At 43.0% G+C, this 22726-nt stretch carries 22 protein-coding genes; 19 read left to right on the top strand and 3 right to left on the bottom strand.

Annotation, left to right across the window (positions count from 1 at the left end; genetic code table 11):
- Nucleotides 1-109: 109 nt before the first annotated feature.
- The 6 genes from WJR50_RS30870 to WJR50_RS30845 all read left to right on the top strand — a co-directional run bounded on the left by WJR50_RS30870 (nt 110) and on the right by WJR50_RS30845 (nt 6986).
- Nucleotides 110-3391, top strand: a complete 3282-nt coding sequence (locus WJR50_RS30870; protein WP_341297193.1) for a S41 family peptidase — start codon at nt 110-112, stop codon at nt 3389-3391.
- 140 nt (nt 3392-3531) lie between these two features.
- Complete coding sequence (locus WJR50_RS30865) at nt 3532-4461, top strand: polysaccharide deacetylase family protein (RefSeq protein WP_341297192.1); 930 nt, start codon at nt 3532-3534, stop codon at nt 4459-4461.
- Nucleotides 4462-4600: 139 nt separating this feature from the next.
- Nucleotides 4601-5053 (top strand): PH domain-containing protein, encoded by a 453-nt coding sequence (locus WJR50_RS30860; protein ID WP_341297191.1) that lies wholly within the window; start codon nt 4601-4603, stop codon nt 5051-5053.
- Between the two features lie 52 nt (nt 5054-5105).
- Nucleotides 5106-5813, top strand: coding sequence for a 3-keto-disaccharide hydrolase (locus WJR50_RS30855; protein WP_341297190.1), 708 nt, complete (start codon nt 5106-5108; stop codon nt 5811-5813).
- 56 nt (nt 5814-5869) lie between these two features.
- Nucleotides 5870-6703: an NmrA family NAD(P)-binding protein gene (locus tag WJR50_RS30850; protein ID WP_341297189.1), complete on the top strand. Its 834-nt coding sequence runs from the start codon at nt 5870-5872 to the stop codon at nt 6701-6703.
- A 139-nt stretch (nt 6704-6842) separates the two neighbouring features.
- Nucleotides 6843-6986 (top strand): hypothetical protein, encoded by a 144-nt coding sequence (locus tag WJR50_RS30845; protein ID WP_341297188.1) that lies wholly within the window; start codon nt 6843-6845, stop codon nt 6984-6986.
- A gap of 107 nt (nt 6987-7093) precedes the next feature.
- On the opposite strand, the gene WJR50_RS30840 is transcribed toward WJR50_RS30845, so the two are convergent.
- Nucleotides 7094-7291, bottom strand: coding sequence for a hypothetical protein (locus WJR50_RS30840; protein WP_341297187.1), 198 nt, complete (start codon nt 7289-7291; stop codon nt 7094-7096).
- 95 nt (nt 7292-7386) lie between these two features.
- On the opposite strand from WJR50_RS30840, the gene WJR50_RS30835 reads away from it, so the two are divergent.
- From WJR50_RS30835 to WJR50_RS30805, 7 genes are all read left to right on the top strand, one after another.
- Nucleotides 7387-7971: a Crp/Fnr family transcriptional regulator gene (locus tag WJR50_RS30835; RefSeq protein WP_341297186.1), complete on the top strand. Its 585-nt coding sequence runs from the start codon at nt 7387-7389 to the stop codon at nt 7969-7971.
- A gap of 127 nt (nt 7972-8098) precedes the next feature.
- Complete coding sequence (locus WJR50_RS30830) at nt 8099-8299, top strand: RelB antitoxin-like protein (protein WP_341297185.1); 201 nt, start codon at nt 8099-8101, stop codon at nt 8297-8299.
- A 4-nt stretch (nt 8300-8303) separates the two neighbouring features.
- On the top strand, nt 8304-8570 hold the full coding sequence (locus tag WJR50_RS30825; protein ID WP_341297184.1) for a type II toxin-antitoxin system RelE family toxin: 267 nt from the start codon (nt 8304-8306) through the stop codon (nt 8568-8570).
- A 79-nt stretch (nt 8571-8649) separates the two neighbouring features.
- The gene (locus WJR50_RS30820) at nt 8650-8901 is read left to right on the top strand and encodes a hypothetical protein (RefSeq protein WP_341297183.1); all 252 of its coding nucleotides are present in this window, start codon (nt 8650-8652) and stop codon (nt 8899-8901) included.
- Nucleotides 8902-9069: 168 nt separating this feature from the next.
- A complete protein-coding gene (locus tag WJR50_RS30815; protein ID WP_341297182.1) occupies nt 9070-9507 on the top strand; it encodes an SRPBCC family protein in 438 nt (145 codons plus the stop codon).
- A 163-nt stretch (nt 9508-9670) separates the two neighbouring features.
- Nucleotides 9671-12787: a tyrosinase family protein gene (locus WJR50_RS30810; protein WP_341297181.1), complete on the top strand. Its 3117-nt coding sequence runs from the start codon at nt 9671-9673 to the stop codon at nt 12785-12787.
- A 270-nt stretch (nt 12788-13057) separates the two neighbouring features.
- Nucleotides 13058-15046, top strand: a complete 1989-nt coding sequence (locus WJR50_RS30805) for a monovalent cation:proton antiporter family protein (RefSeq protein ID WP_341297180.1) — start codon at nt 13058-13060, stop codon at nt 15044-15046.
- Nucleotides 15047-15277: 231 nt separating this feature from the next.
- Here the strand turns inward: WJR50_RS30805 and WJR50_RS30800 are convergent, their stop codons facing one another.
- Nucleotides 15278-15793 (bottom strand): hypothetical protein, encoded by a 516-nt coding sequence (locus WJR50_RS30800; protein ID WP_341297179.1) that lies wholly within the window; start codon nt 15791-15793, stop codon nt 15278-15280.
- Between the two features lie 268 nt (nt 15794-16061).
- On the opposite strand from WJR50_RS30800, the gene WJR50_RS30795 reads away from it, so the two are divergent.
- Nucleotides 16062-16820 (top strand): CPBP family intramembrane glutamic endopeptidase, encoded by a 759-nt coding sequence (locus WJR50_RS30795; protein ID WP_341297178.1) that lies wholly within the window; start codon nt 16062-16064, stop codon nt 16818-16820.
- 860 nt (nt 16821-17680) lie between these two features.
- Here WJR50_RS30795 and WJR50_RS30790 read toward each other — a convergent pair.
- The gene (locus WJR50_RS30790; protein WP_341297177.1) at nt 17681-18133 is read right to left on the bottom strand and encodes a hypothetical protein; all 453 of its coding nucleotides are present in this window, start codon (nt 18131-18133) and stop codon (nt 17681-17683) included.
- Between the two features lie 295 nt (nt 18134-18428).
- Between WJR50_RS30790 and WJR50_RS30785 the strand changes: the two genes are divergently transcribed.
- The 5 genes from WJR50_RS30785 (at nt 18429) to WJR50_RS30765 (ending at nt 22539) form a co-directional block, all read left to right on the top strand.
- Nucleotides 18429-19472: a tetratricopeptide repeat protein gene (locus tag WJR50_RS30785; RefSeq protein WP_341297176.1), complete on the top strand. Its 1044-nt coding sequence runs from the start codon at nt 18429-18431 to the stop codon at nt 19470-19472.
- A gap of 133 nt (nt 19473-19605) precedes the next feature.
- The gene (locus WJR50_RS30780; protein ID WP_341297175.1) at nt 19606-20445 is read left to right on the top strand and encodes an Rpn family recombination-promoting nuclease/putative transposase; all 840 of its coding nucleotides are present in this window, start codon (nt 19606-19608) and stop codon (nt 20443-20445) included.
- A 138-nt stretch (nt 20446-20583) separates the two neighbouring features.
- On the top strand, nt 20584-21195 hold the full coding sequence (locus WJR50_RS30775; RefSeq protein ID WP_341297174.1) for a Tll0287-like domain-containing protein: 612 nt from the start codon (nt 20584-20586) through the stop codon (nt 21193-21195).
- Between the two features lie 193 nt (nt 21196-21388).
- The gene (locus tag WJR50_RS30770; RefSeq protein ID WP_341297173.1) at nt 21389-21940 is read left to right on the top strand and encodes a metal-dependent hydrolase; all 552 of its coding nucleotides are present in this window, start codon (nt 21389-21391) and stop codon (nt 21938-21940) included.
- A gap of 77 nt (nt 21941-22017) precedes the next feature.
- A complete protein-coding gene (locus WJR50_RS30765; protein WP_341297172.1) occupies nt 22018-22539 on the top strand; it encodes a hypothetical protein in 522 nt (173 codons plus the stop codon).
- Nucleotides 22540-22726: the final 187 nt, after the last annotated feature.

Genomic DNA, 22726 nt, shown 5'->3' with positions numbered 1-22726 from the left:
AGCTGGTTTTATTCAGTCTTTTTGTAAATTAACAGGTAAACAACATTTCTAAAATTGTCTGTACTCCAGCGTTCAGACAAATTGATTATTTACCTAACATTATCAACAAATGACACAGCCCAAACCTTTGGTTAAGTTTGCTATGCTGTTTCTTGCCCTTTGCACCAGCAAGGATATTCTAGCACAGGAATCCCGACTATTAAGAAACCCCGCTATTAGTGCCGATCATATCTCCTTTGCCTATGCCGGAGATGTCTGGCTGGCAGATACCGATGGCTCCAATGTACGTAGACTGACTACTTTTCCCGGCGTGGAGTCTGAGCCGCACTTTTCTCCCGACGGGCAACAGATTGCCTTTACCGGCGAATACGATGGCAATACCGATGTGTTCGTGGTGCCGGTAGCCGGAGGAAGTCCTCAGCGCCTGACCTGGCATCCGGGAGCTGACTTTGTGAGAGGATGGACTGAAGATGGCGAAATACTATTTGCCTCAGGCCGTACCCAAGTGCCCTATCCGCTACCTGATCAGCTATGGACGGTGAAGACTGACGGGAATATGCCGGAGCAGTTCATCGTGCCCCGGGCAGTAAGCGGTAAGTTTTCTCCCGATGGCAGCCAGTTTGTATACGAAATGATCTATCCCTGGGAATCTGAATTCAGAAATTACCGTGGAGGGCAGCTTACCCCTCTGCGCATTATGGATTTACAGACTTATGAAGTAGAAAAACTACCCTGGGACAATAGCCGTGACGTAGATCCGGTGTGGATGGGTAATAAAATTTATTTCCTCTCCGACCGTGAGCAGGTCATGAACATATGGGAGTACGATACCCAGTCCAAAGCAGTAAAGCAGCTTACCTCCTTTGAGGAGTTTGACTGTAAGAACCTGGAGGGCGGTAATGGAACCCTTATCTTTGAAAACGGAGGTTATCTGCATACCCTGAATCCGGAGGGTGGGGAGCCTGAAAAATTATCTATTGAAGTAATTGGAGATTTTCCCTGGGCGCGTTCCCACTGGAGTAAGATAGAAGATTATGTAGATTATCTGTCCATTTCCCCTACCGGCAAAAGAGTAGCCCTGTCAGCACGTGGCGATGTGTTTACCGTGCCGGCCGACAAAGGTAGCGTCAGAAACCTGACCAACACTTCAGGCGTAGCTGACCGGCAAGTAGCCTGGTCGCCCGATGGTAAGTATATCAGTTGGTTTTCTGATGAAGGAGGAGAGTATCAACTGGTAATCTCCGATCAGTACGGCAAAGAGAAGAGAAAAATTGAAATAGAAAATCCTACTTTTTACTATCATCCCTCTTGGTCGCCGGATTCCAAATACCTCAGCTTTTACAATGAGAACCGTACGCTGATGATCGTGGAGGTAGAAAGTGGAGAACTGACGGAAGTGGGCAACGAAGGCTTTGCCCATCCACAGCATGTCATCTACGGAGAATGGGCTCCTGACTCCAAATGGCTGGCATATACCAAAAGACTAAGCAATGAATACGCTGCGATTTTTGTCTATTCGCTGGATCAGAAAAAATCTTTTCAGCTCACCGATGGCATGGCTGACTGCCAGATGCCTGCCTGGGATGCCAGTGGCAAGTACATTTACTTCACCGCCAGTACAGATTATGGTCTCAACGTAGGCTGGTTGGATATGTCCTCTTATGATCATCCGGTCAACCGGGCGATTTACCTGGCTGTACTTTCCAAAGATGAGCCTTCGCCTTTAGCACCAGAAAGTGATGATGAAGCCGTGGGCGATGAAGAAGCGGAAGAAAAAGAAGAGGATAAAAAAGAAGAAGATGACGAAGATGAGGCGGAAGAGAAAGAAGTTGAGGTGAAAATTGACTTTGAGGACATACAGCAAAGAATTGTGGCGCTGCCCGTACCTGTCAGAAGCTATACCCAATTGGAAGCAGCCAAAGAAGGCGTAATCCTCTATACCGAGCAGATTCCTCAGCAGGATGGCCTGACCTTACATCGCTTTAGCCTGGAGAAAAGAGAGCCCGAAAAGATTACCGATGGGGTGCAGGGCTTTGAAATATCTGCCGACAAAAATAAATATCTCTACATAGCCTCTGGTAATCAGTATGTGGTTTCTGACCCTTATGGAAGTCCTAATCCGGGAGAAGAAAGCCTGAACATCAGCAACATAGAGATCAAAGTAGATCCGGCAGCAGAATGGGAGCAGATCTTCAGGGAAGCCTGGCGGTATCAGAGAGATTACTTCTATGTAGACAATGTGCATGGTCTGGACCTGGACTGGGCCTATGAAACCTATGCTCCCTGGATTGAGCATGTAAAACATCGCTCTGACCTCAACTATGTGCTGGATATTTTTGGAGGTGAAACCTCTATCGGTCACTCCTTCGTGGGTGGTGGTGATTATCCCGATGTAGACCGCGTACCGGTAGGTCTGCTAGGCGCGGATTACACCATTGAAAATAACCGCTACCGGATTGAGAAAATCTACACTGGAGAAAGCTGGAATCCCCAGATCAAAGCACCCCTGAGCGCTCCGGGTATTAATGTCAATGAAGGAGATTACCTGCTGGCGGTGAACGGAGTGGAACTGGGTGCTTCTCAAAACCTTTTCTCCGCTTTTGACCAGACTGCCAATAAGCAAATCTTCATCACTGTCAATGATGAACCTACTATGGAAGGTGCGAGAGAATTAACGGTAGTTCCGGTTTCCAATGAATATCTGCTGAGGCAATACGACTGGGTGGAAGGTAACCGCCGGAAGGTAGATGAATTATCGGATGGACAACTGGCCTATGTCTGGTTACCCAATACAGGGGGTGGAGGTTATGCCAATTTCAACCGCTATTACTTTGCCCAGAAAAATAAAAAAGGAGCAGTGATTGACGAGCGCTTCAATCAGGGTGGTTCTATTGCTGACTATATTGTAGACCTGCTGGCCCGTGATCTGCTGGGGTATTTCAACAATCCCATAGGCGATCGTCAGCCTTTTACCGCTCCCAACGGAGGTATCTGGGGACCAAAGGTGATGATCATCAATGAAATGGCGGGTTCCGGTGGAGATATGATGCCCTATATGTTCAAAATGAGAGAAATCGGTCCCCTGGTAGGTACCAAAACGTGGGGAGGATTGGTAGGAATATGGGATGTACCTAACCTGATTGACAACGGCAGAATCACTGCTCCGCGAGGAGGTTTTTACAATGTAGAAGGGGAGTGGGATGTTGAAAATGAAGGGGTTGCCCCCGACATTGAAGTAGAACAGGACGCCAAGTTAGTCATTGAAGGCCATGATCCTCAACTGGAAAAAGCCGTAGAAGTAGCCTTAGAAATGCTGGAAGAAAATCCGGTAGAATTGCTGCCACAACCAGAAGACCCGGTACGTGTGGTGCAACCTTCTTCTGAAAGGTAAATCCGGTTTTTAAACATTATGCACTGATTTGTAGAACGGCTTTCAAAAGTCGTTCTACTACTTTATAGAAGCTGCATTGACTATTATCCAATCATATCTCTCCTTATATTAGCCGCCTGATTTACAACAAAAACCCAAAAATGAAAAACTATCTGGTCCTCAGTTTACTGTTCATTTCTATTACTTCATTTGCCCAAACCAAGGAAGTTTGCTTTACCATTGATGATCTTCCGGTCGTCAATTATGGCAATAACGATGAAGCCTATCTGCAGGATATTACCAAGAAGCTTATCGCTACTTTTGATGCCTATGATATACCAGCCATTGGTTTCGTAAACGAAAGCAAATTGTATCAGCAGGGAGGTTTAAGTGCTTTGCAGGTAGAGTTATTGGAGCATTGGCTGGAAAATGGCTATCAACTGGGCAATCACACTTATTCTCATATCAATTATCATCAAACCAGCTTTGAGAAGTACACCGCTGAAATTCTTAAAGGAGAAGAAGTGACTAAGCCTTTATCAGAGAAGTATGATATGGAATACGATTACTTCCGGCATCCTTATCTTAGAATAGGTTTGACCAAAGCCAGGCACGATTCTTTAAATCACTTCCTGCAGCAGCATGGCTATCAGGAGGCACCGGTCACCATTGACAATGATGATTATCTCTTTGCCAAAGCTTATCATGTTGCCCTTACGCAAAAAGATTCCGCTACGATGAAAAAGATTGGAGAAGATTATATCGCCTACATGGAAGACAAGGTGGAGTTTTATGAAAAGCTGTCCAATCAGTTGTGGGGCAGAAACATCAAACACATACTTTTGCTGCATGCCAATAAAATCAACGCGGAATACCTGGACGAACTGGCCGAGATGTACCAGCGTCATGGCTATGACTTTATTACTCTTAAGGAAGCACTGACTGACGAAGTGTATCAGGAAGAAATCAGCCGCTACGGCGATTGGGGTATCTCCTGGATAGACCGCTGGGCCTTGAGTAAAGGCAAGAAAGGTGATTTCTTTGCCGGTGATCCGGAGACTCCCGAATATGTACAGGAACTGGCGAAGTAGAGAAGCTTTGATAGCAGACAAAACTGAAAAGCAAGAGCATGTTTTGTTTGTAGGAGCTCTCTTTTCCGACGCATTATTTCAAGAGCTTTCTTATCTTTAATTTAATGCTTTTTATCTGATATATAATGAGCACTTATCCATGATAAGTAGAAGTATGAAATTCTGGTCCAAACGTGACTACAGCATGGGAGCTTTGCTATGGGGCTTGCCTGTCTTGAGTTTTATATTGTTCATACCTTTCTTCTTCTATCATAATCAAAGCTTTATTTTATATCAGGGGCAAATGATAGCTTTGCTCATTTTAGGAGGCTTAACGACCATTTTATTTTATACCTGGTTTTTCACTTACTACCTTATTGAACAGGATCAGTTAAAATACAAGGCAGGTTTCTTTAGTGGTAGCTTGGATATACATACAATTGAATCCATCAAACGCTCTGAATACATTTTATCAGGAAACCGGCCAGCCATGAGTTTTGAAGGTTTATTAATCCGTTACGGTGGCAACAGAATGATTTTTATTTCACCAGAGAATGAAACGGAGTTTCTTGAAGCATTGCAAAGCATAAATAGTAAACTTACCCTTAAATAGTTTTATCATTGAGTACTTATAATTTAACTTTCCTCTTTCTAAACAGATAATAATGACCTACAAACCTGTACTGATCCTTTTCTCTCTTATACTCAGCGCAAACTTCTTGAAAGCACAGACTGAAGAACCACTGATGTTCAGGCCACTCTTCAATGGCAAAGACCTGAGTGGCTGGGTAGATGTCAACACCTCACCGGAAACCTGGAAAGTCCAAGACGACGTCCTTATCTGTTCCGGCCTGCCAATTGGTGTCATGCGTACTGATCGTCAGTATGAAAACTTTATCCTGGAAATTGAGTGGAGGCATATGGAAGCGGGAGGAAATTCCGGTGTCTTTATCTGGAGCGAAGGTACACCCTTTGAAGATGATCCCCTCACCAAAGCCATAGAAGTGCAGATGCTGGAACTGGAATGGGCTGAGCAGCATAACCAAACCGATGCTTATGTGCACGGAGAGCTTTTTCCTACCATGGGCATGACAGCCATTCCTGACAATCCGCGGGGTATTCGTAGCAAATCTATTGAGAAAAGGTGTAAGGGCAAGGGTGAGTGGAACAAGTATGTAGTGGTTTGTGTGGATGGTACGGTCAAACTATCGGTGAATGGGAAGTTTGTTAACGGACTCAGAGCTTCGGAACGGAAGAAAGGCTATATCTGCCTGGAAGCCGAAGGTGCGGAGATTCATTTTCGTAACATCAGAATCATGGAGCTGCCTCCGGGAGTTACTACTGCTGCACAAACCGCTCCGCTGGTGGACTAAAACCTGTTCTTTTAACAGCAACAATAACAGTTTTCCGCAAAGCATAACAGTATCGTATGGAAAACATACTCATCACAGGAGCAACAGGAAATGTGGGGCAGGCCATACTGCATCACTTTACTCCCAAAGCCGGACAAAAGCTCTATCTGGCCAGCCGAAAAGCAGGAGAAAATCAGCGCTACTTTGACTTTGAAGATCCCGAAGGCACAAAGTCTACCCTTGCCCAAACGGATACCCTCTTTCTGCTCCGGCCACCCCAAATCTCGGATGTCAAAAAATACTTTGAACCACTGATCAGCCATGCCAAAGAAGCAGGCGTCAGGCATATCATCTTTCTGTCGGTGCAGGGAGCGGAGGACGTTTCTTTCATCCCTCATGCCAAAATAGAGAAACTGATACAGGCCAGTGGGATTGCTTATACCTTCATTCGTCCGAGCTATTTTATGCAAAACCTGAGTACCACCCTGCTTCAGGACATTAAGGAGCAAGACCGTATCTTTCTGCCTGCCGGAAAAGCGAAATTTCTCTGGATAGACGTGATGGACATCGGCAAAGCCATAGCCGCAATACTACAGGATGTAGCTGCCCATCGCAATCAGGCCTATACGATTACTGGCAATGAACTTTATAATTTTGAGGAAGTAGCCCAGATGCTTTCCGAAGTTCTGGACAGAAAGATTGATTATATCAGTCCTAACCTGCTACAGTTTTATTTGTCAAAAAAGAAAGAAGGGATAAAGTCAGCTTTCATCTTCGTCATGATCATGCTGCATTTTCTGCCCCGTTTTCAGAAAGCCCCTAAGATCAGCCCTGACCTTAGCTGCCTGAGCGGAGATATTCCCCTTACTTTGCGGGATTTTATAGTAAAAAACAAGGAAGTCTGGCAATAATATGAACCTCACCGAAAATCTGTGGATAAGCTTAGCATGTATTCTTTTGAAAAAATGTCAGTTTCATCCTTATCAGTCCAATTGAGGAGTTCAGCATGCATGCAATTTCTTTCGGTGAATATACCTATTCAGGGAAGTAATGATAAAGTTCTTTTCTGTTCTTGAACCGGGCAAGTACTACCTTCTTATTGAGATAATAAAACCCTATCCGGTAATCTCCAATCCTTATGCGGTAGGCATGGGTACTGCCTTTCAACTGTTTTACGTTTTTGATCTCAGCTAATTTTTGAGCTTGCTGGATATTAAAAATAGCCTGTTTGATCTTTTGCTTTAAAGATTTGTCCTTTATCTTTTAAATATCCTTTTCAAAAGTACTACGGACCTCAATGATCATGAGTCCAGGAATTTCATAATATTTTCTAAAGGTACTTTTTCATCATCATTGGTTTCACTCATCGCTTTGAGTAAGCCTAACTCCTTTTTTTCTTCATCAGTAAGCTCTTTATAGGGAAACTTCATTTTTTTTAGTAGTGTTTTAATGAGTTCCAGGTCTTTCTTGTTTGCAGGCTGAATGAGAATACTATTCATAATGTTTCCTTTTTAGATTCCAATAACGAAATTTAAGCAATTATCGTGGCATTTCTTTGCTGATTGAGTTTGATTAATACCTTTTCTTCAACCTTATGATCTTTGATAACTTCTGGACATTTTGCGATCAGTTTGTTTCCTTTTCCAGCCAGGAAAAAGAGCAGATCAAACGACAATTTAGCATCCGTGATGTGCCCAAACATCATGTGCTGATAGATATAGGAGAGGTGGCCGTTGAAATATTCTTCATCAACAAAGGCTGTGTACGCCTCTATTACCTTACCGAAGAGGGTGAGGAGGTTACCGGCTTTATTTTTCTGGAAAATATGATGGCCGGTTCTTCCGAAAGCTTCTTCTCCCAGGTTCCCGGCACACAAATCATAGAAACTTTAGAAGAATGTGAGCTTCTGGTACTCACCCATAGCAGTCTGCAACAACTCTATGACGATGTACCCAAGATGAATATACTGGTGAGGAAGATACTTGAACAAAGAATGGCTTTCGCGCAGAAAGTAGTGGCTTCCCTCATCATCAACAAGCCGCAGGACAGGTATACGAGCTATCAGCAATTGCATCCCGGCCTGGAAAACCGCATTCCCCAGCATATCCTGGCCAGTTATATGGGCATCACTCCGGTCTCCCTAAGCAGAATCCGGAAAAGATTGAGTAAGGGAGAGTGATTTTTACCAATAATATCAAAAATAAAAACTGGCCAATGACACCAAGCTGGTAAGCCATGCAGATGAAGCCTTTTAGAGATTTGACAGATTAGAGAATTATAGCGATTTTAGATGAAAATGTATGATCATGGAAGAGATTAAGAAAAAATATATAGTTGACGAAAATCAAAAGAAGATAGCGGTACAAATTGATATTGCTGACTTTGAAAAAATAGAGCAGATTCTTGAAGATTATGCCCTGGGTCAACTGATAAAAGAAAATGACGCTTCAGAAAATTTGGATTTGCAGCAAGCTAAAAAGTTTTACGATCAATTAGATAAAGCGTGACTGTGTGGTAATTAGAGTCAATAAGAAATTCCTGAAGGACCTGGCGAAGATTCCAGCCAATGAGCGGCAAAAGATTGAAGCCTTTGTTTTTGAAGAAAGTGAAAAGATCAAATCCCTGGAATCTGCCGGAATGTTTGAAAAGTTAAAAGGGTATCAGGCTTACTATCGTATCAGGTTTGGCAATTACAGAGTTGGCGTGAGCTATGAAGATGATACGTTGACATTTGAACGTGTATTACACAGGAAAGAGATATACCGATACTTTCCTTAAAAAGGGAACGCCACATAACATAATTCTAAGATTGATACTGACGAATAACAGGAATATATTTTGATGACTAACTAATCATATGGACAATAAAAAATTATTGATAAGTCTATTAAATAAGCTAGAACAGCAAAGGCCTATTGAAGTAGACCAAATAGTAGAAGTTGCTTCTAATAACTATCTTAATGAGACAGATTATAACATAGTTATCAAGGAAGGAAATGCAAGTACTGAAGAGATAGCTAATTATTTAAATGAGATGTTAAAAACAAACTCTCAAATCAACAGAGCTGATCATGTTGATAAAATCGTAAGGGTTTGGATGAAAAAATAAACTCTATATTTTGACAGATTGACATTCAATATCATTTTAGGTTTAGTTTAATCTTGCTTTGGAGAAGTAAAGCTGTAAAAAAGGCTTTCAAAGCTTTCACATCTTTACAATTGTTAATGGAAAGGACAGTCATTCAGATGAACTTTGGGGAAACAAAATATAAAAGTCATGAAAGAACTCAAAACCGAAATCATCCTGAACGCTCCTAAAGAACAAATCTGGAAAGTACTCACCGACTTCCCCAACTATGGCTCCTGGAATCCCTTTATCGTTTCCATTGAAGGTAAGCCTGTACTGCACAGCCGACTCAAGAATACCCTGATGAGTAAAGGTAAGCCTATGGTTTTCAAGCCTGTTATCACCCGGCTGGAAGAAAATAAAGTATTTGAGTGGTTAGGCTCAGGCTTTTTAGGAACTTTTAAAGGAAGGCACTATTTTATTCTGGAAAAGCTAGGCGATGGGAAAACCAAACTGATACACGGAGAGCAATTCAGCGGTCTTCTCAGCGGCCCCATCCTGAAAATGATAGGCGATGATACCCTGCTCAACTTCCAAAGCATGAACAAAGCACTAAAAGAGAGGGTAGAACAGCAGCTGGCAGTTTGAGTATAAAAGAGCTTAGGCCCGGCCCGGATAGCTTTGTTGAAAGAAGATAAACGGCAGAAGGTTACATTAGTAACACGGAGGTAACTAAACAGTGTTGACTTTATCTACTGAGCATTTGTTCAGTGAAAGTATATGTTTTAGTAACACAACCTAATGTAAAGCTATGAACTGTCGTAAAAATGTCAGTCGGATGACCGACGCTGAGAAAACAGCCTATGTCAATGCTGTGCTGGCACTCAAAGCAAGTCTTATCGTAGAAGCAGATCAGCCTGCTGCCTGGGCCGACGGTGCCAGAAACCGTTATGATGTATATGTATGGGTACATTTACAGGTGATGGACGGAGCACACCGGGGCTCAGCTTTCCTCCCCTGGCATAGGGAGTTCCTGCGGCAGTTTGAATTAGAACTGCAGGACGTTTCCGCTAATCCTAAGCTTACTATTCCTTACTGGGACTGGATAGACTACCGAGATGAAGGGGATAACAGCCCTGATCCTGATGGTATTGGAGCTGGGTATCCGCTAACAGCAGGCTTCATGGGAGGCATGGGCACGGGTGCTGATAATCGGGTGGAAACCGGAGCTTTCGCAGAAAGCGCAGGCTGGCAACTCAACGTTATCACCGGCAACGATTCAGGCAACGCCCGTGATGATACCACTTATTTGCGTAGAGCTGGTACGGCAAGCCCGAATTTCCTGCCGAGTAACACAACTCAAAATGCCTGTCTTTCTACCAATAGCTATGATCAGTCTCCTTTTAATGAACCCAATTATGGTTCAGGAGGGATCAGCCCGGCGGAACAGGCGGAAATTGATGCCAGCTTTCGCAAGAAACTGGAGTGGGGGCTGCACAATGGCCCTCACCTTGGGATAGGAGGAAATATGATTCCTATGACCTCACCTAATGATCCGATATTCTTTCTGCACCACTGCAATGTAGATAAGATATGGGCGGTCTGGAGCCATATCAATCCTGGCGGCTTCTCTAATTACCAGCCTAACGGTGGGGCACCGGGGCATAGTCTGAACTCTACCATGGCTATGCTAGACCAGACCTTTTATAACCATCCGGTGAAAGATACGCCTGCTGAATTGCTGGATCATCGTACACTGGGCTATATGTATGATACGGATTTACCAGCCGCTACCCCTGCCAGCATGTCCATCAGCTTTGGACAGGTGCCGGAGAACACAGTGACTTATGGATGGGTGGAGTTTAGCGTTACTACCTGCCGAAAAGTCACTTTCAGGATTACTGCCCTGGGAGGCAATGCTGCTTTTGAAGTCCCCGATCATATTACCCCTTATGAGGTAGAAGTCATGCCCAATGATGGTGAGGCACAAACCATCAAAGTATTTGTAAAGCTGAATACCAATACCGGCCTGGGCAATAAGAATGGTGTGGCTACCATCTCCGCTATCATTGATGATGGAGAGGGCTACTATGGTCCTGAGGGAAATGAGTTTACTGCCGAATCCTGGGATATCAATTTGTCGGCCAACGTACAGGAACGGGAAAAGTCTGCCATTTGTCTGGTGCTGGATAAGTCAGGGAGTATGTCCAGTACCGATGGTACCAGCCTCAGCCGATTTGAAATGCTGGAAACCGCTGTAGATGTAGTTCGCGATATTATGCTTCCCGACGACGGTATCGGCATGGTGTATTATGATACCAATGAAAACCGTCTGTTCGGCATTACCCAGATGTCGGCGGGAGGAAGTACCAATGTCAGCAATGCCTTGAGCAACCCGGCACTGAATCCCGGAGGAGCTACCGCTATTGGCAAAGGGATGATAGAAGGAGCGGATGTACTGGGCGATGAGATCAACCTGGCCGGTACGCCTTACAATAACTTTGCCATGCTGGTGATGAGTGACGGTAACCAGAATGTACAACCCTATGTGGGTACTCCGCAGGTAAATACTGCCATTACGGATATCAGCAGCGATGTATATGCCGTAGGCTTGGGAGCGCAAGGCTCAGTAAATGACGCCGTGCTGGGAGATATTTCCAATTACCAATTGATCACTGGTACCATGACTGCCGATGAGCGACTCTTTTTGCTCACTCATTATTTCGTGCAGATACTGGCTGATGTCAGCAACAATGACATTGTAGTGGATCCTATGGGCAGGCTGTTTTTTGGTCTCAAGCATGAGGTGGACTTTGATCTCAACGAAGCAGATATCTATGCTGATGTGATTATTCTTTCCCCTTTTGCTCCCCTCATTACCGCATCTATCATTACCCCGGGCGGTGATGTGATACAGGGCAGCAGTGGCAATACCCAGCATAAAGTCAATATGAATGACCAACTCTACAGAGTTACTTTGCCGGCTATTCCTGCGCAAACTCTAGGCTCGCACGCAGGTAAATGGAAGGTAGTACTGGAATTGTCAAGGGACAGGATCAGGGAAATATGGAAAGAGCTTGCCGAAAAGGATCAGGATTTGTTGAAACAGCTCAGTGAATATCAGTCGGTTCCCTATAGCGTAATCGTGCAGTCTTATACTGATCTTAATTTTGCGGTAGCTGTAGACCAAACCTCTAAGGTAGCAGGTGCAAAGATCAATCTTTCGGCCAACATCAGACAGTACAATGTAGCGATTGAAGGGGAAGTAAAGGCAGCAGTCACCTTTCCTAATGGTATCAAGAAGGTATTCAAATTAGCGCCTCAGGGAGAAGGTAGCTACACTGCCGATTTTGTGGGTGATCATTCGGGCTTATACCAGATCAGGTTCAAAGCTTCCGGCAACTCATTCTCAGGCAATGCATTTACCCGCGAAGCGGTGCGTACCGTCTCACTTTACCGAAGTGAGCCTGTTCCTCCCATCAACGACAATGATGGAAAAGGAAACGGCGATACTTTGTGTAAAATTGCAGACTGTTTTTTAAGTGATAAAGGCATCGTAACACTACTGAAAAAGCATGAAATAGATGCCCGACGATTACGTGAATGCCTAAAGAAACATTGTATGGATCAGGAAAAAAACGAGAGACAGACGAACACGAAGGAGGTAGTTTCAGAAAAAATTGCCGACCCTAAAATGGCCAGCCAACTGAAAGCCATAGTCTCTAATACGGATATTGATAAGGTCATTGTGACTGCGCCGGAACTCAAAGAAATTCCTCCTTATAAGCCCAATATACCGCATCACAGCAAAGAGCATTTGTGGATGCCAGTTCCTCCTGCCATCCGCATTGACGAAAATGGTAATATTGAGCTGATTGATTTTGAGAAAGAGAAAAAAGGACAGAAGAAGACGAGAAAGAAAAAGTAAACGCTAATGCGTACAGGCAGTAGGAGGCTCAGGCCTATCCTGCTGCCTTTCTTTTTGAAGAATTCAATCCTTAGGTAATGGGAGCAATAGATGCCTGCTTTGCCTATGATAGATATTTGAATAAAATCCTGAACAAAATATGGAATTAACTTCATACCACTAAAATAAGGGAGACAAGTAGTATGGAAATGAGTGAATTTTTTAGCTGACATCAGTTGGTACTCATTTCCGGTTTTTTCATCTTAGCGCAGCAAAGACTTTTTTTCACTTATGGAAATTCCTCTACTTACCGATATTACCATCATACTTGGCGCTTCAGTATTCGTGATTTATTTGTTTCAGCGCCTCAATCTGCCCACCATCTTAGGCTATCTGATGACGGGCATCATTGCCGGACCATATGTGCTGGCGTTGATCTCTGCTTCTCATGAAGTGGAAGTATTGGCCGAAATTGGTGTGATACTGCTGCTCTTTATTATCGGCATGGAGTTCTCCTTAAAAAGCTTGGCAGCCATTAAGAAGAGCGTGCTAATCGGAGGGGCGGTGCAGGTGGGACTGACTATTGTAGTCACCGCTCTGGTAGCTATGTGGGCTGGCTTTGCCATGAACAAAGCTATCTTTCTGGGCTTTGTCTTTTCGCTCAGTAGTACCGCCATCGTACTCAAACTTTTACAGGAAAGAAATGAGATGAACAGCCCCCATGGTAAAGTAGCCCTGGCGGTACTGATATTTCAGGATATCATCGTAGTGCCGATGATGTTGCTTACGCCTATTTTATCGGGTAATGGAGGTGATATCTGGATGTCGCTGGGAGAGCTGCTGTTGAAAGCCGTGGCAGTCATAGTAATTCTGTTGTACGGAGCGCGCTACCTTATTCCTTTCCTCCTGCACGAAGTGGCCAAAACCAAAAGCCGGGAGCTGTTCATCCTGTTTGTGGTCGTCATCTGCTTTGCTGTAGCCTGGGCTACTTCCAGCATCGGTTTGTCACTGGCACTGGGTGCATTCCTTGCCGGACTAGTGATTTCGGAGTCTGATTACAGCTATCAGGCTACCGGTTTTATCATTCCTTTCCGTGAGATTTTTACCAGCTTCTTCTTTGTCTCAATCGGCATGCTCCTGGATGTGGTTTTTCTCATAGACAACCTGCTTCTGATCCTCGGTCTGCTGTTTTTAGTCTTTGTATTTAAGTCCCTGATCGCCGGTTCTGCAGCCTTTATCCTGGGCTACCCGCTTCGTACTGTGATCCTTACTGGCTTAAGCCTATTTCAGGTGGGGGAGTTTGCTTTCATTCTATCTGATGTAGGGATAGAAAATGAGCTTTTATCAGAAAATACCTATCAGTACTTTCTGTCAGTGTCCATACTTTCTATGGCCATTACCCCTTTTATCATTCAGAACTCAGGAAAAGTCACGCGGCTGTTTTCCAAAACCAAATTGCCGGATAAAATACCGGTAAAAACGAAAAGTGGAGAAGGAGAGGAAATGGATGAACTGATTGAAAAGCTGAAAGACCATACCATCATCATCGGCTACGGAGTTAATGGTAGAAATGTAGCGCAGGCGGCTAAGTTTGCTAAAATTCCTTATGTCATCATAGAAATGAATGCCGAGACCGTAAGGGTGGAGCGGGCCAAAGGTGAACCCATACTGTTTGGCGACGCTACCAACCCCTTCATTCTGGAGCATGTGAAAGTGTACAGTGCCCGGGTGGCAATTGTAGCCATTTCTGATCCTCCCGCTACCAAAGGGGTAGTGAGCAGCATACGGGCGATCTGCCCCACCGTCCATATGATCGTACGCACCAGGTTTATGTATGAGATGAGCGAGCAACTGCAGCTGGGGGCCAGCGAAGTGATTCCTGAGGAGTTTGAGACTTCCGTTGAGATTTTTACGCGCCTGCTCCACAAATACCTGGTGCCCCATGATGAAATAGAACGCTTTGTGCAGACTGTCCGCTCCGACAATTATGAAATACTAAGGCCACGGGAGTTTGTCTATAAAGGCATTGCCGGCATTAATATTCCCAATATGAATATCTCTTCGCTGAGGGTACAGAACACCAATAAGGAGGTGGTAGGCAAAACCATTGATGAATCCAAGATACGCTCCCGCTTCGGAGTCAATATACTGGCGATACAACGCGAGGAAGACTATCTTTCTCATATTGAAGCCGATACGGAGATCAGGCAGGATGATATTCTCTTCCTGGCGGGTAAGCCCGAAGATATCTCCCGCTTTCATGAGTTGATCAAGGTGTAATGCATAATAAGTTTCATTGAAAGGAGGCTTTGCGACCGGCCTCCTGAGGCTCAAACCCACGGCCTGTGTGCCCCGGTTTGTGAAGTCCGCAGCCGCGGCGGCACAAACAGGAGCATACAATTTCACCCTAGTATAGCTACAATTTTAATTGGACAATGATAGCGCATAATAGGGCTGTAAGTCCCGGTAGATATTTCAAAGTGCTTAGATGAGTTTTGGAAGACTCATCTGTCATACAATAGGGAAACTGGTTTGGATTTGTAACTGCCCACCCACACCTTTTACAACTTTAACAAAACCTTTGCTGGCAAAGCCTTGAGAGTTTATTGAGCCGGCATGGGCTCTAGCGGGGTTGTTGCGCCCCAAAACACCTTGAGAAGCATCTTGTGCACTCGCAACACGAAAACGGCCAGGGGTAAGGTACGCTTCCATTACAGCACTAGATTCTCCAATATCAAGTTGACGTAATGCGATTCTTCCATTGTCTGAGTTCAATACTTCCAGTGTGGCAGCAGCCTGATCCTGTTCGGACCAGTAAGTGCCGGTCTTTCTGGGCTCTCCCGGAGTATTTACCCTGGCTCTTTGCTCAAGGAAATTAGCTCCGCCATGAATATGCGCATGCGCTGCGGCAGGGGAGCGTTGAACAGTAGAGTTGACGGAGTTCACCCCTGTTATGGCCTGGTTGCCTCGGTAAATCTGCAATAATCCTTTTACCTCTTCTAAAGTGTATTTTCTGCTAAAAATCATTTTATCTTATTGTTAGTTAGGTGAGTTGAATATCTACTATGTGAATGTAGGATGAAGAATCATTAGTATAGAGCGTATCACTGTATTAAATTACAAAAATTCAGCAGAAAGACAATAATTAATTGTAGAGAAGAGAATGGTATAATCAATAGCAAATCAGGACATTACCTACTGCATATTATATTCCTGTGGCTTCGTTCAAATTGTGATGAATCGGTTTATATTGGCGCCTGTAAACGAATGTTGGCTTAGTCCTAAGCAAAAAGATATGAACAGTAAAAAATTGAGATTAGGCATTGTATTGACAATAATCGGCATCATAGGTATAGCATCAATGCTCACCATGGAAATCACCCTCCCTCCTGAAGCGGAAGCCATTCTGAGAGATAAATTCTCTCCCGGACAGATCAAATTGCTATTGCTGATCAACCCGACCATGCTGCTCATAGTAGCGGTGGCGGTCGGTACAGCTTTATATGATAAAGTAAATTTAAGGCTTCCTCTCCTGGAAAGGCTAACAGGAATTAGCGGTGAATCTATAAACCCATTTGAGATTATCAAATATGGAGTGCTTGCGGGTCTGCTATCAGGCGTGTTGTTGAGCCTGATAGGCGGGGTATTTACTTCCATTTTACCCTCAGAGTTTCAGGAATTAGGCGATAATCTGCAACCCACATTGGCCGTCAGATTTTTATATGGAGGCTTCACCGAAGAGATTCTGATGAGATTTGGCCTGATGACGTTTATCGTATGGGTAGCCTCAAAAATAGCAGGCAGAACAAAGCCTATAGTGTACTGGAGTGGAATTTTACTGGCAGCAGTAATCTTTGCTTTCGGACATTTTCCAGTTGTATTTCAATCCGTTGAAAGTCCATCCTCTATGCTTCTAAGCTATATACTGCTGGGAAACTCAGTAGGAGGAATCATTTTTGGTTGGGTATACTGGAAGAAAGGATTAGAGAGCGCTTTTGTTGCCCACATATTTGCCCATGTAGTGATGGTATCGGCAGGAGCAATGTTGAGTTAAGGAAGCTTTGCAATCATACTATCCATGAGGAGGCTATTGCCCTGCCCGGGTGCTTACATACATTAGCCTTTTGTGAAGATCAGCTGCTGGCCACTGAGGAGTCTTATGACACAGGCCAGCGGCAGGACTGAGGAGGTAAAGAGGAGAGAGGGGGTACTTCCGAAGTACCCCCCCCACTTCGGAACTTCAAATTTGGAGTTCTGAACTCCGATTTCGGACTTCCGAACTGCAAATTCGGAGTTCGGAAGTACCCCCGGGTACTTCAAAGCTTCGCGCTTGAAGTTCCGAACCTCAGGCGAGCAGTAAAAAGCTTCAAAGCCGGAGTTCCTAAGTACCCCTCCCCACTTCGGAACTGCACGCTTGAAGTGTTGAACTCCAATGCTGCACCTCAAAACTTCAAATCAATACTTCGGAACTAAGCCTTGGGATGACCAAAACGCAATACCGGACTCCAATTCCTTTCTATTGAAGTATACACCTTATAGCTTGTGAGCGGGAAGATTACCTTACAGTGATTTAGATTTGCGAAACCTGGCCAGGAAGCGATAGTCCGGTATATAAATTTCCCCCGTCTGTCATGCCGTAGGCATCTTTACCATATCGTAAGATGTGCTTTTGTTGGGGAATGGTAAAGATCTCTCCGCTTTGCTACGAGATGACAAATACGAAGTAGCTGTTCAGTATATCGTAGGATAGGTAGCGATAAAAGGTGGTTTGCAATTGAGATTTAAGGTCACTGGCAAACTAGCAGTATAGTGAATGCTTAAAAGAACTTAAGGGAAAGGTTGGTAAAGAATAGTGAAGCAATACAAAGCTCAAAATCATAAAGTAGACAAAAGGTCTACTGAGTATAAAACTTCTTACTTCCGCTGAAAACGCTGGCTCAAGTCTTCAAAAATAGACTTAGCCCCGGGTACATTCATTTTGCTGGCCTGTTTTACCGAGTTGTAATAAGCCAGCGCCGCGGCATAGGCTTCGCTACCCGAAAGCATCATGGTATCGTCCAGGTTTTTGCACAACTGCTCCACTTCACGGTACAGTTTACGCAGATCATTCACTGCCTGAATGTCAATTTCCATTTCCTCTACCTGCAGGTAAGAAGGCGTAAACTCAGGATTGGATTTGGTGTACTCCAGTACCTTTTCCACAAAAGGAATCGTCTTGTCGCTCATCTTGGGCAGGGCCTGGCGCTCTGCGGGCTGTAGGGCAATAAGAAAAGGCTTTAAGAGCGCACTGATCTCCTGCAACTTTTTGGTAAGTGTCTTCTGATCCTCAACCGGGATCTGGATAGACACCACATTTTCGTTTGACATTATTTTCTAAATTTTGGTAAATAAAAAAAACCTCCCGAAATTATACTTTTTCCCAAAGCAGAAAGTGATGAAAAGCAAGGAACTTACGGAGGTAAGGATGGAGTGAAATAGGGAAAGAATGGAAGAAGAGAGGGACAGGCTCATAAATAGTAACAAACGTTTAAAAATGGATTAGCTGAAAACTTGCTATTTCCATACATTATCTATCAAAAGTATCAGGTATAGGCTTATATTGAGGACTGCATATGGCAAATAGCCACAATATGCTTTATACCGTTGTTAGCAGAAATTTAATATGCGTAATTCTTTCATATTGCTGCTCATTTTCATCTTAGGAAGTTGTGACGATCGAAGTTATGATGAGCTTTATAGTTCTGCTCTTTCAGAATACAAGGAAGGTAATTACTCTAATGCCATATCCATTTATAAAATTGCAATTGAAGCTAATCCAGACGAAAGAAAAACCTACAACGACCTTGCTGCATGTTATCTAGCACTTGACAGCATTTATGAAGGATTAAACTTTATAAATAAATCAATAGAACTCGATTCTAACTATTCTAAAGCTTACAATTTAAAGGCTATTCTTTTTGAGCGAATCAACAGGTTTGATGATGCCTTGCTTCTTTACAACAGAGCAATAAATATCTCTCCGAATGTAGGTTCGTTATATTTTAACAGGGGCAAACTTTTTTTTGATCATTATCAAAATTACCAAAAAGCACTTGAAGATTTTAGCTCTGCAATTAACAACGACTATGAAACTTCAATAGTTTATAATATAAGAGGGGTTTGTAGATCAAAACTAGAACGAGAAAATCTGGCAATTGAAGATTATACAAAAGCCATTCAAATCGATAGTACTAATGCTTCCGCCTTCAGAAATAGAAGCACTTCTCTTGAGAAAATAGATCGTTCCAAAGAAGCCCTTATAGACTTAAATTATGCAATCAAGCTAGAGCCGAACAATCAAAAAGGATACAGTTTCAGAGGAAGAATTTATCAAACTAGTAAAAGGTATAAACAAGCGATTGAAGACTTCAATATTGCAATCAAGCTAGATTCTGCTAACTATGAGAATTACTTCTACAGAGGTAACACAAAATACGATCAGCATAACTTTGATGAAGCAATTGAAGACTATGACCTTGCATTAGAGATGAGTCCTGATAATTTAGAATTGATATTTTGGAAGGCTAATGCATTCTATTCATTAGGAAGACTAAGAGAAGCAAAAGTGCTCTACGACTATATTATTTCAAAAGAACCAGAAAATAAAGAATATTTGAAACAACTGGAAAAGACTAATGAGAAACTGACTCTTAAAGTAAGAACATAACTTCTGCTAAAATTATGTATGAAAGCATAGTCGCACAAGGCAAACGCACACAGTCAAACTACAACTTATACATTTAGCGTTATGCCCCCAGAAAAGAAAGGTCAAAAGAATGTAAAATAGCTATCTTTGAGATATGGGTAGCAAAGAAAGATATATTAATCCCTTCACCGATTTCGGCTTCAAAAAACTTTTCGGAACAGAGTTCAATAAGGAATTGCTAATTGACTTTCTCAATCAAGTGCTTAATGGTAGAGAGAAAATCCAAGATCTGACATATTTGAATACTGAAAATTTAGGTAATACAGAGATTGATAGAAAGGCAATTTTTGATCTTTATTGTGAAAATGAGAAAGGAGAAAAATTTATCATTGAGTTGCAAAATGTTAAGCAACAATTTTTTAAAGACAGAAGTATCTTCTACTCAACTTTCCCAATTCAGAGTCAGGCTCCAAAAGGTAATGACTGGGATTATTATCTAAAAGCTATATATACCATTGGAATCTTAAATTTTAGCTTTCTAGATCAAAGTCATCATGAAAGATTTCTACGCGAGATTCAGTTAATAGACAAGCAGACTTATGAAGTTTTTTATGACAAATTAACGTTTATATACTTAGAGATACCAAGATTCAAAAAAGAAGAAGAAGATTTAGAGAACCATTTTGACAAATGGATTTATGTGCTAAAGAATTTGACTAAATTTCAGGAAAGGCCAAAAAAATTACAGGAGAAGGTGTTTGAAAAGTTATTTAACGAGGCAGAAATAGCCAAATTAAAACCAGAAGATATGAAAGCATACGAAGAAAGTCTAAAAGTCTATCGTGACAATTATAGTGTCATTGAAACTGGTAAAAAAGAAGGAGCGATTGAAAGAGAAATTGAGATTGCCAAGGAAATGAAGAAAGATAATCATCCTATTGAATTGATTATTAAATACACTGGACTGACAAAAGCACAGATAGAAAAATTGTAAGCTCACCAAACTTACCTCTCAACTGTGACATAAGTCACTTTTTATTTCCTCTTTTTTTACGTCTTTGGGTACTGAGAGCAGCAGCCAGCAAAGCTGCGGTGATCAAGATGGTTAACCTCAATTTTAAATATCCTAAAGATGAAAAAGATAGCCCTGCACACACTGTTTGTATTAAGTCCTCTCCTGCTACTGCTAAGCTGTGGGGGAAAAAATACCAACGAACAAAAGGAGACTGCTCAGCTCAATGCTCCCAAAGATACGGTGGATTATCTGGCCTTAGGACAGGAATACGCGGCACAAACCCAGTCGGTATTAGGCAAAAACCTGATGCAGGCCATTCAAAGGGAGGGAAGCGCCCATGCGGTAGAGTTTTGCAATACTCAGGCCTATCCGCTCACCGATAGTATGGCGCAGGTGCTGAATGTTCATTTGAAGAGAGTTTCCGATCAGCCCCGCAATCCTGAAAATGCCGCCCGGGGTACACAACTGGCCTATATCAGTTCAGCAAAAGAAAAGCTGGTGCAGGGAGAGAAAGTAACCCCTCAGCTACAGGAATTTGAAGGGAAAATGATCGCCTACTACCCAATCATCACCAACACTATGTGTCTGCAATGCCACGGTGATCCTGACAGCCAGATCAATCAGGAGACTTTGGCGAAGCTCAACACGCTTTATCCTGATGATCAGGCCAGGGGTTATGCAGAGAATCAACTGAGGGGAATATGGGTAGTGGAAATGGATAAGCAATAAGGTGGGGAGTGCTTTTGATTGCCTCAGTACTTCATCTACCGAAGACCAATATGCTATTCTCAATAATAGTAGCAGAAAACATACATGCTGATGGGTAATTCCCTGATCTGCCTTATCTTAGGTTAGCGCTAAGCTTAGAAATGTAGCTTCTAAAGATCAGCTTCAGGAGGCTTGGGGAACGAAATCTTACTCTATGGCATCAGCATTTGGTCATGCGCTGGCAGCGTACACGATAGGAAATACTTTTTTCCGAAAATTTAGCGGATGGAAATTCTTTCTGCTGGGCATGTTCTGTTCCATACTTCCCGACGTAGATGTCATCAGTTTTGCCTTCGGTATTCCTTATGAAGCTTTCTGGGGACATCGTGGATTCACCCATTCATTAGTTTTTGCTTTGCTCACCGGACTGCTGGTCACCTTTCTCTTTTACAGAAAGAGTTTTTCCCACACTTCGGGTATAGCCTATGTCGCTTGTTTTACGCTTTGTACAGCCTCTCACAGTGTGTTAGATGCCCTGACCAATGGTGGTTTGGGTATAGCTTTCTTTCTGCCCTGGGATGATACACGGTATTTCTTTCCCTGGCGGCCCATCAAAGTATCACCGATCGGAGTGGAGAATTTTTTTAGCAAGTGGGGAGCAAATGTGTTGCTAAGTGAATGGGTATGGATAGGTACACCTTGCGTGGTCATAATGTTTATCGCTAAAATTTTAAGAAAAAAGAATACCGGACAAAAGGCTTACTAATCAGCCGGGAAAAAAATAGCAGGTAAAGCACAAAGGAATAATAAAACATCAAATGAATAACATCTAAAATCACAATTATGAGTACGATGCAGCGGTATTTTGAGCAATTAATTGAGGACATAAGGGAGTCGGCAAAGAACCTGGATCAAAATGTACAGTTCAACATTCCCACGGACCTTCTAAATGTACCGGAAGAGTATGAACACCTTGAGGTAGAGCCGGCCCAGAAGGCCAGTGAGTGGTTCAGACTTTCACCGGAAATGTTTCCTCCTGCCGAGAAGTGGACAGAAAGGCAGTTGCTCTATATGTGTGTCATTCTTCGCCATCTGTTTGAGCATTACAACATAGCCGTGGAGTTGCCCAACGATCTGCCTTATGATATGGTCTACACTTATCTTCTGAAAGCGATGGACGCGTATACCACCTGCGACCAGGAGAGTTTGAATGAGATTAGTTTCTGTGATGGAAAAGGCTACGAATGTCCTTTCGGAGAGCATTGTACCAATGAGGGCGAGTACCACTGTGACACCTGGGAGTTCGGACATGACTGGGAGGGCTATAGCGATCTGAAGTATATGGAAGACAATGAGGAAGAATAATACCTACAAAGTATGAATGTGTGCATGATGAGCATATTTGTCTTCAGATAAAATAGTGTTTGGGCTGATTTCAAAATCAGTTAGAAAGCTAATTTGCTATTTACTTCATTATTAGATCATGTTTAAAAATTCTATTTGGTATTTACGCCAGTCGGTTGATGATAATTTGACAGTTTTGCCAAAGTAG

The sequence above is a fragment of the Catalinimonas locisalis genome (assembly GCF_038039535.1).
Taxonomy (GTDB): Bacteria; Bacteroidota; Bacteroidia; order Cytophagales; family Cyclobacteriaceae; genus Catalinimonas.
Note: the sequence above shows the minus strand (reverse complement) of the source record. Positions and strands in the feature narration are given on the sequence as shown.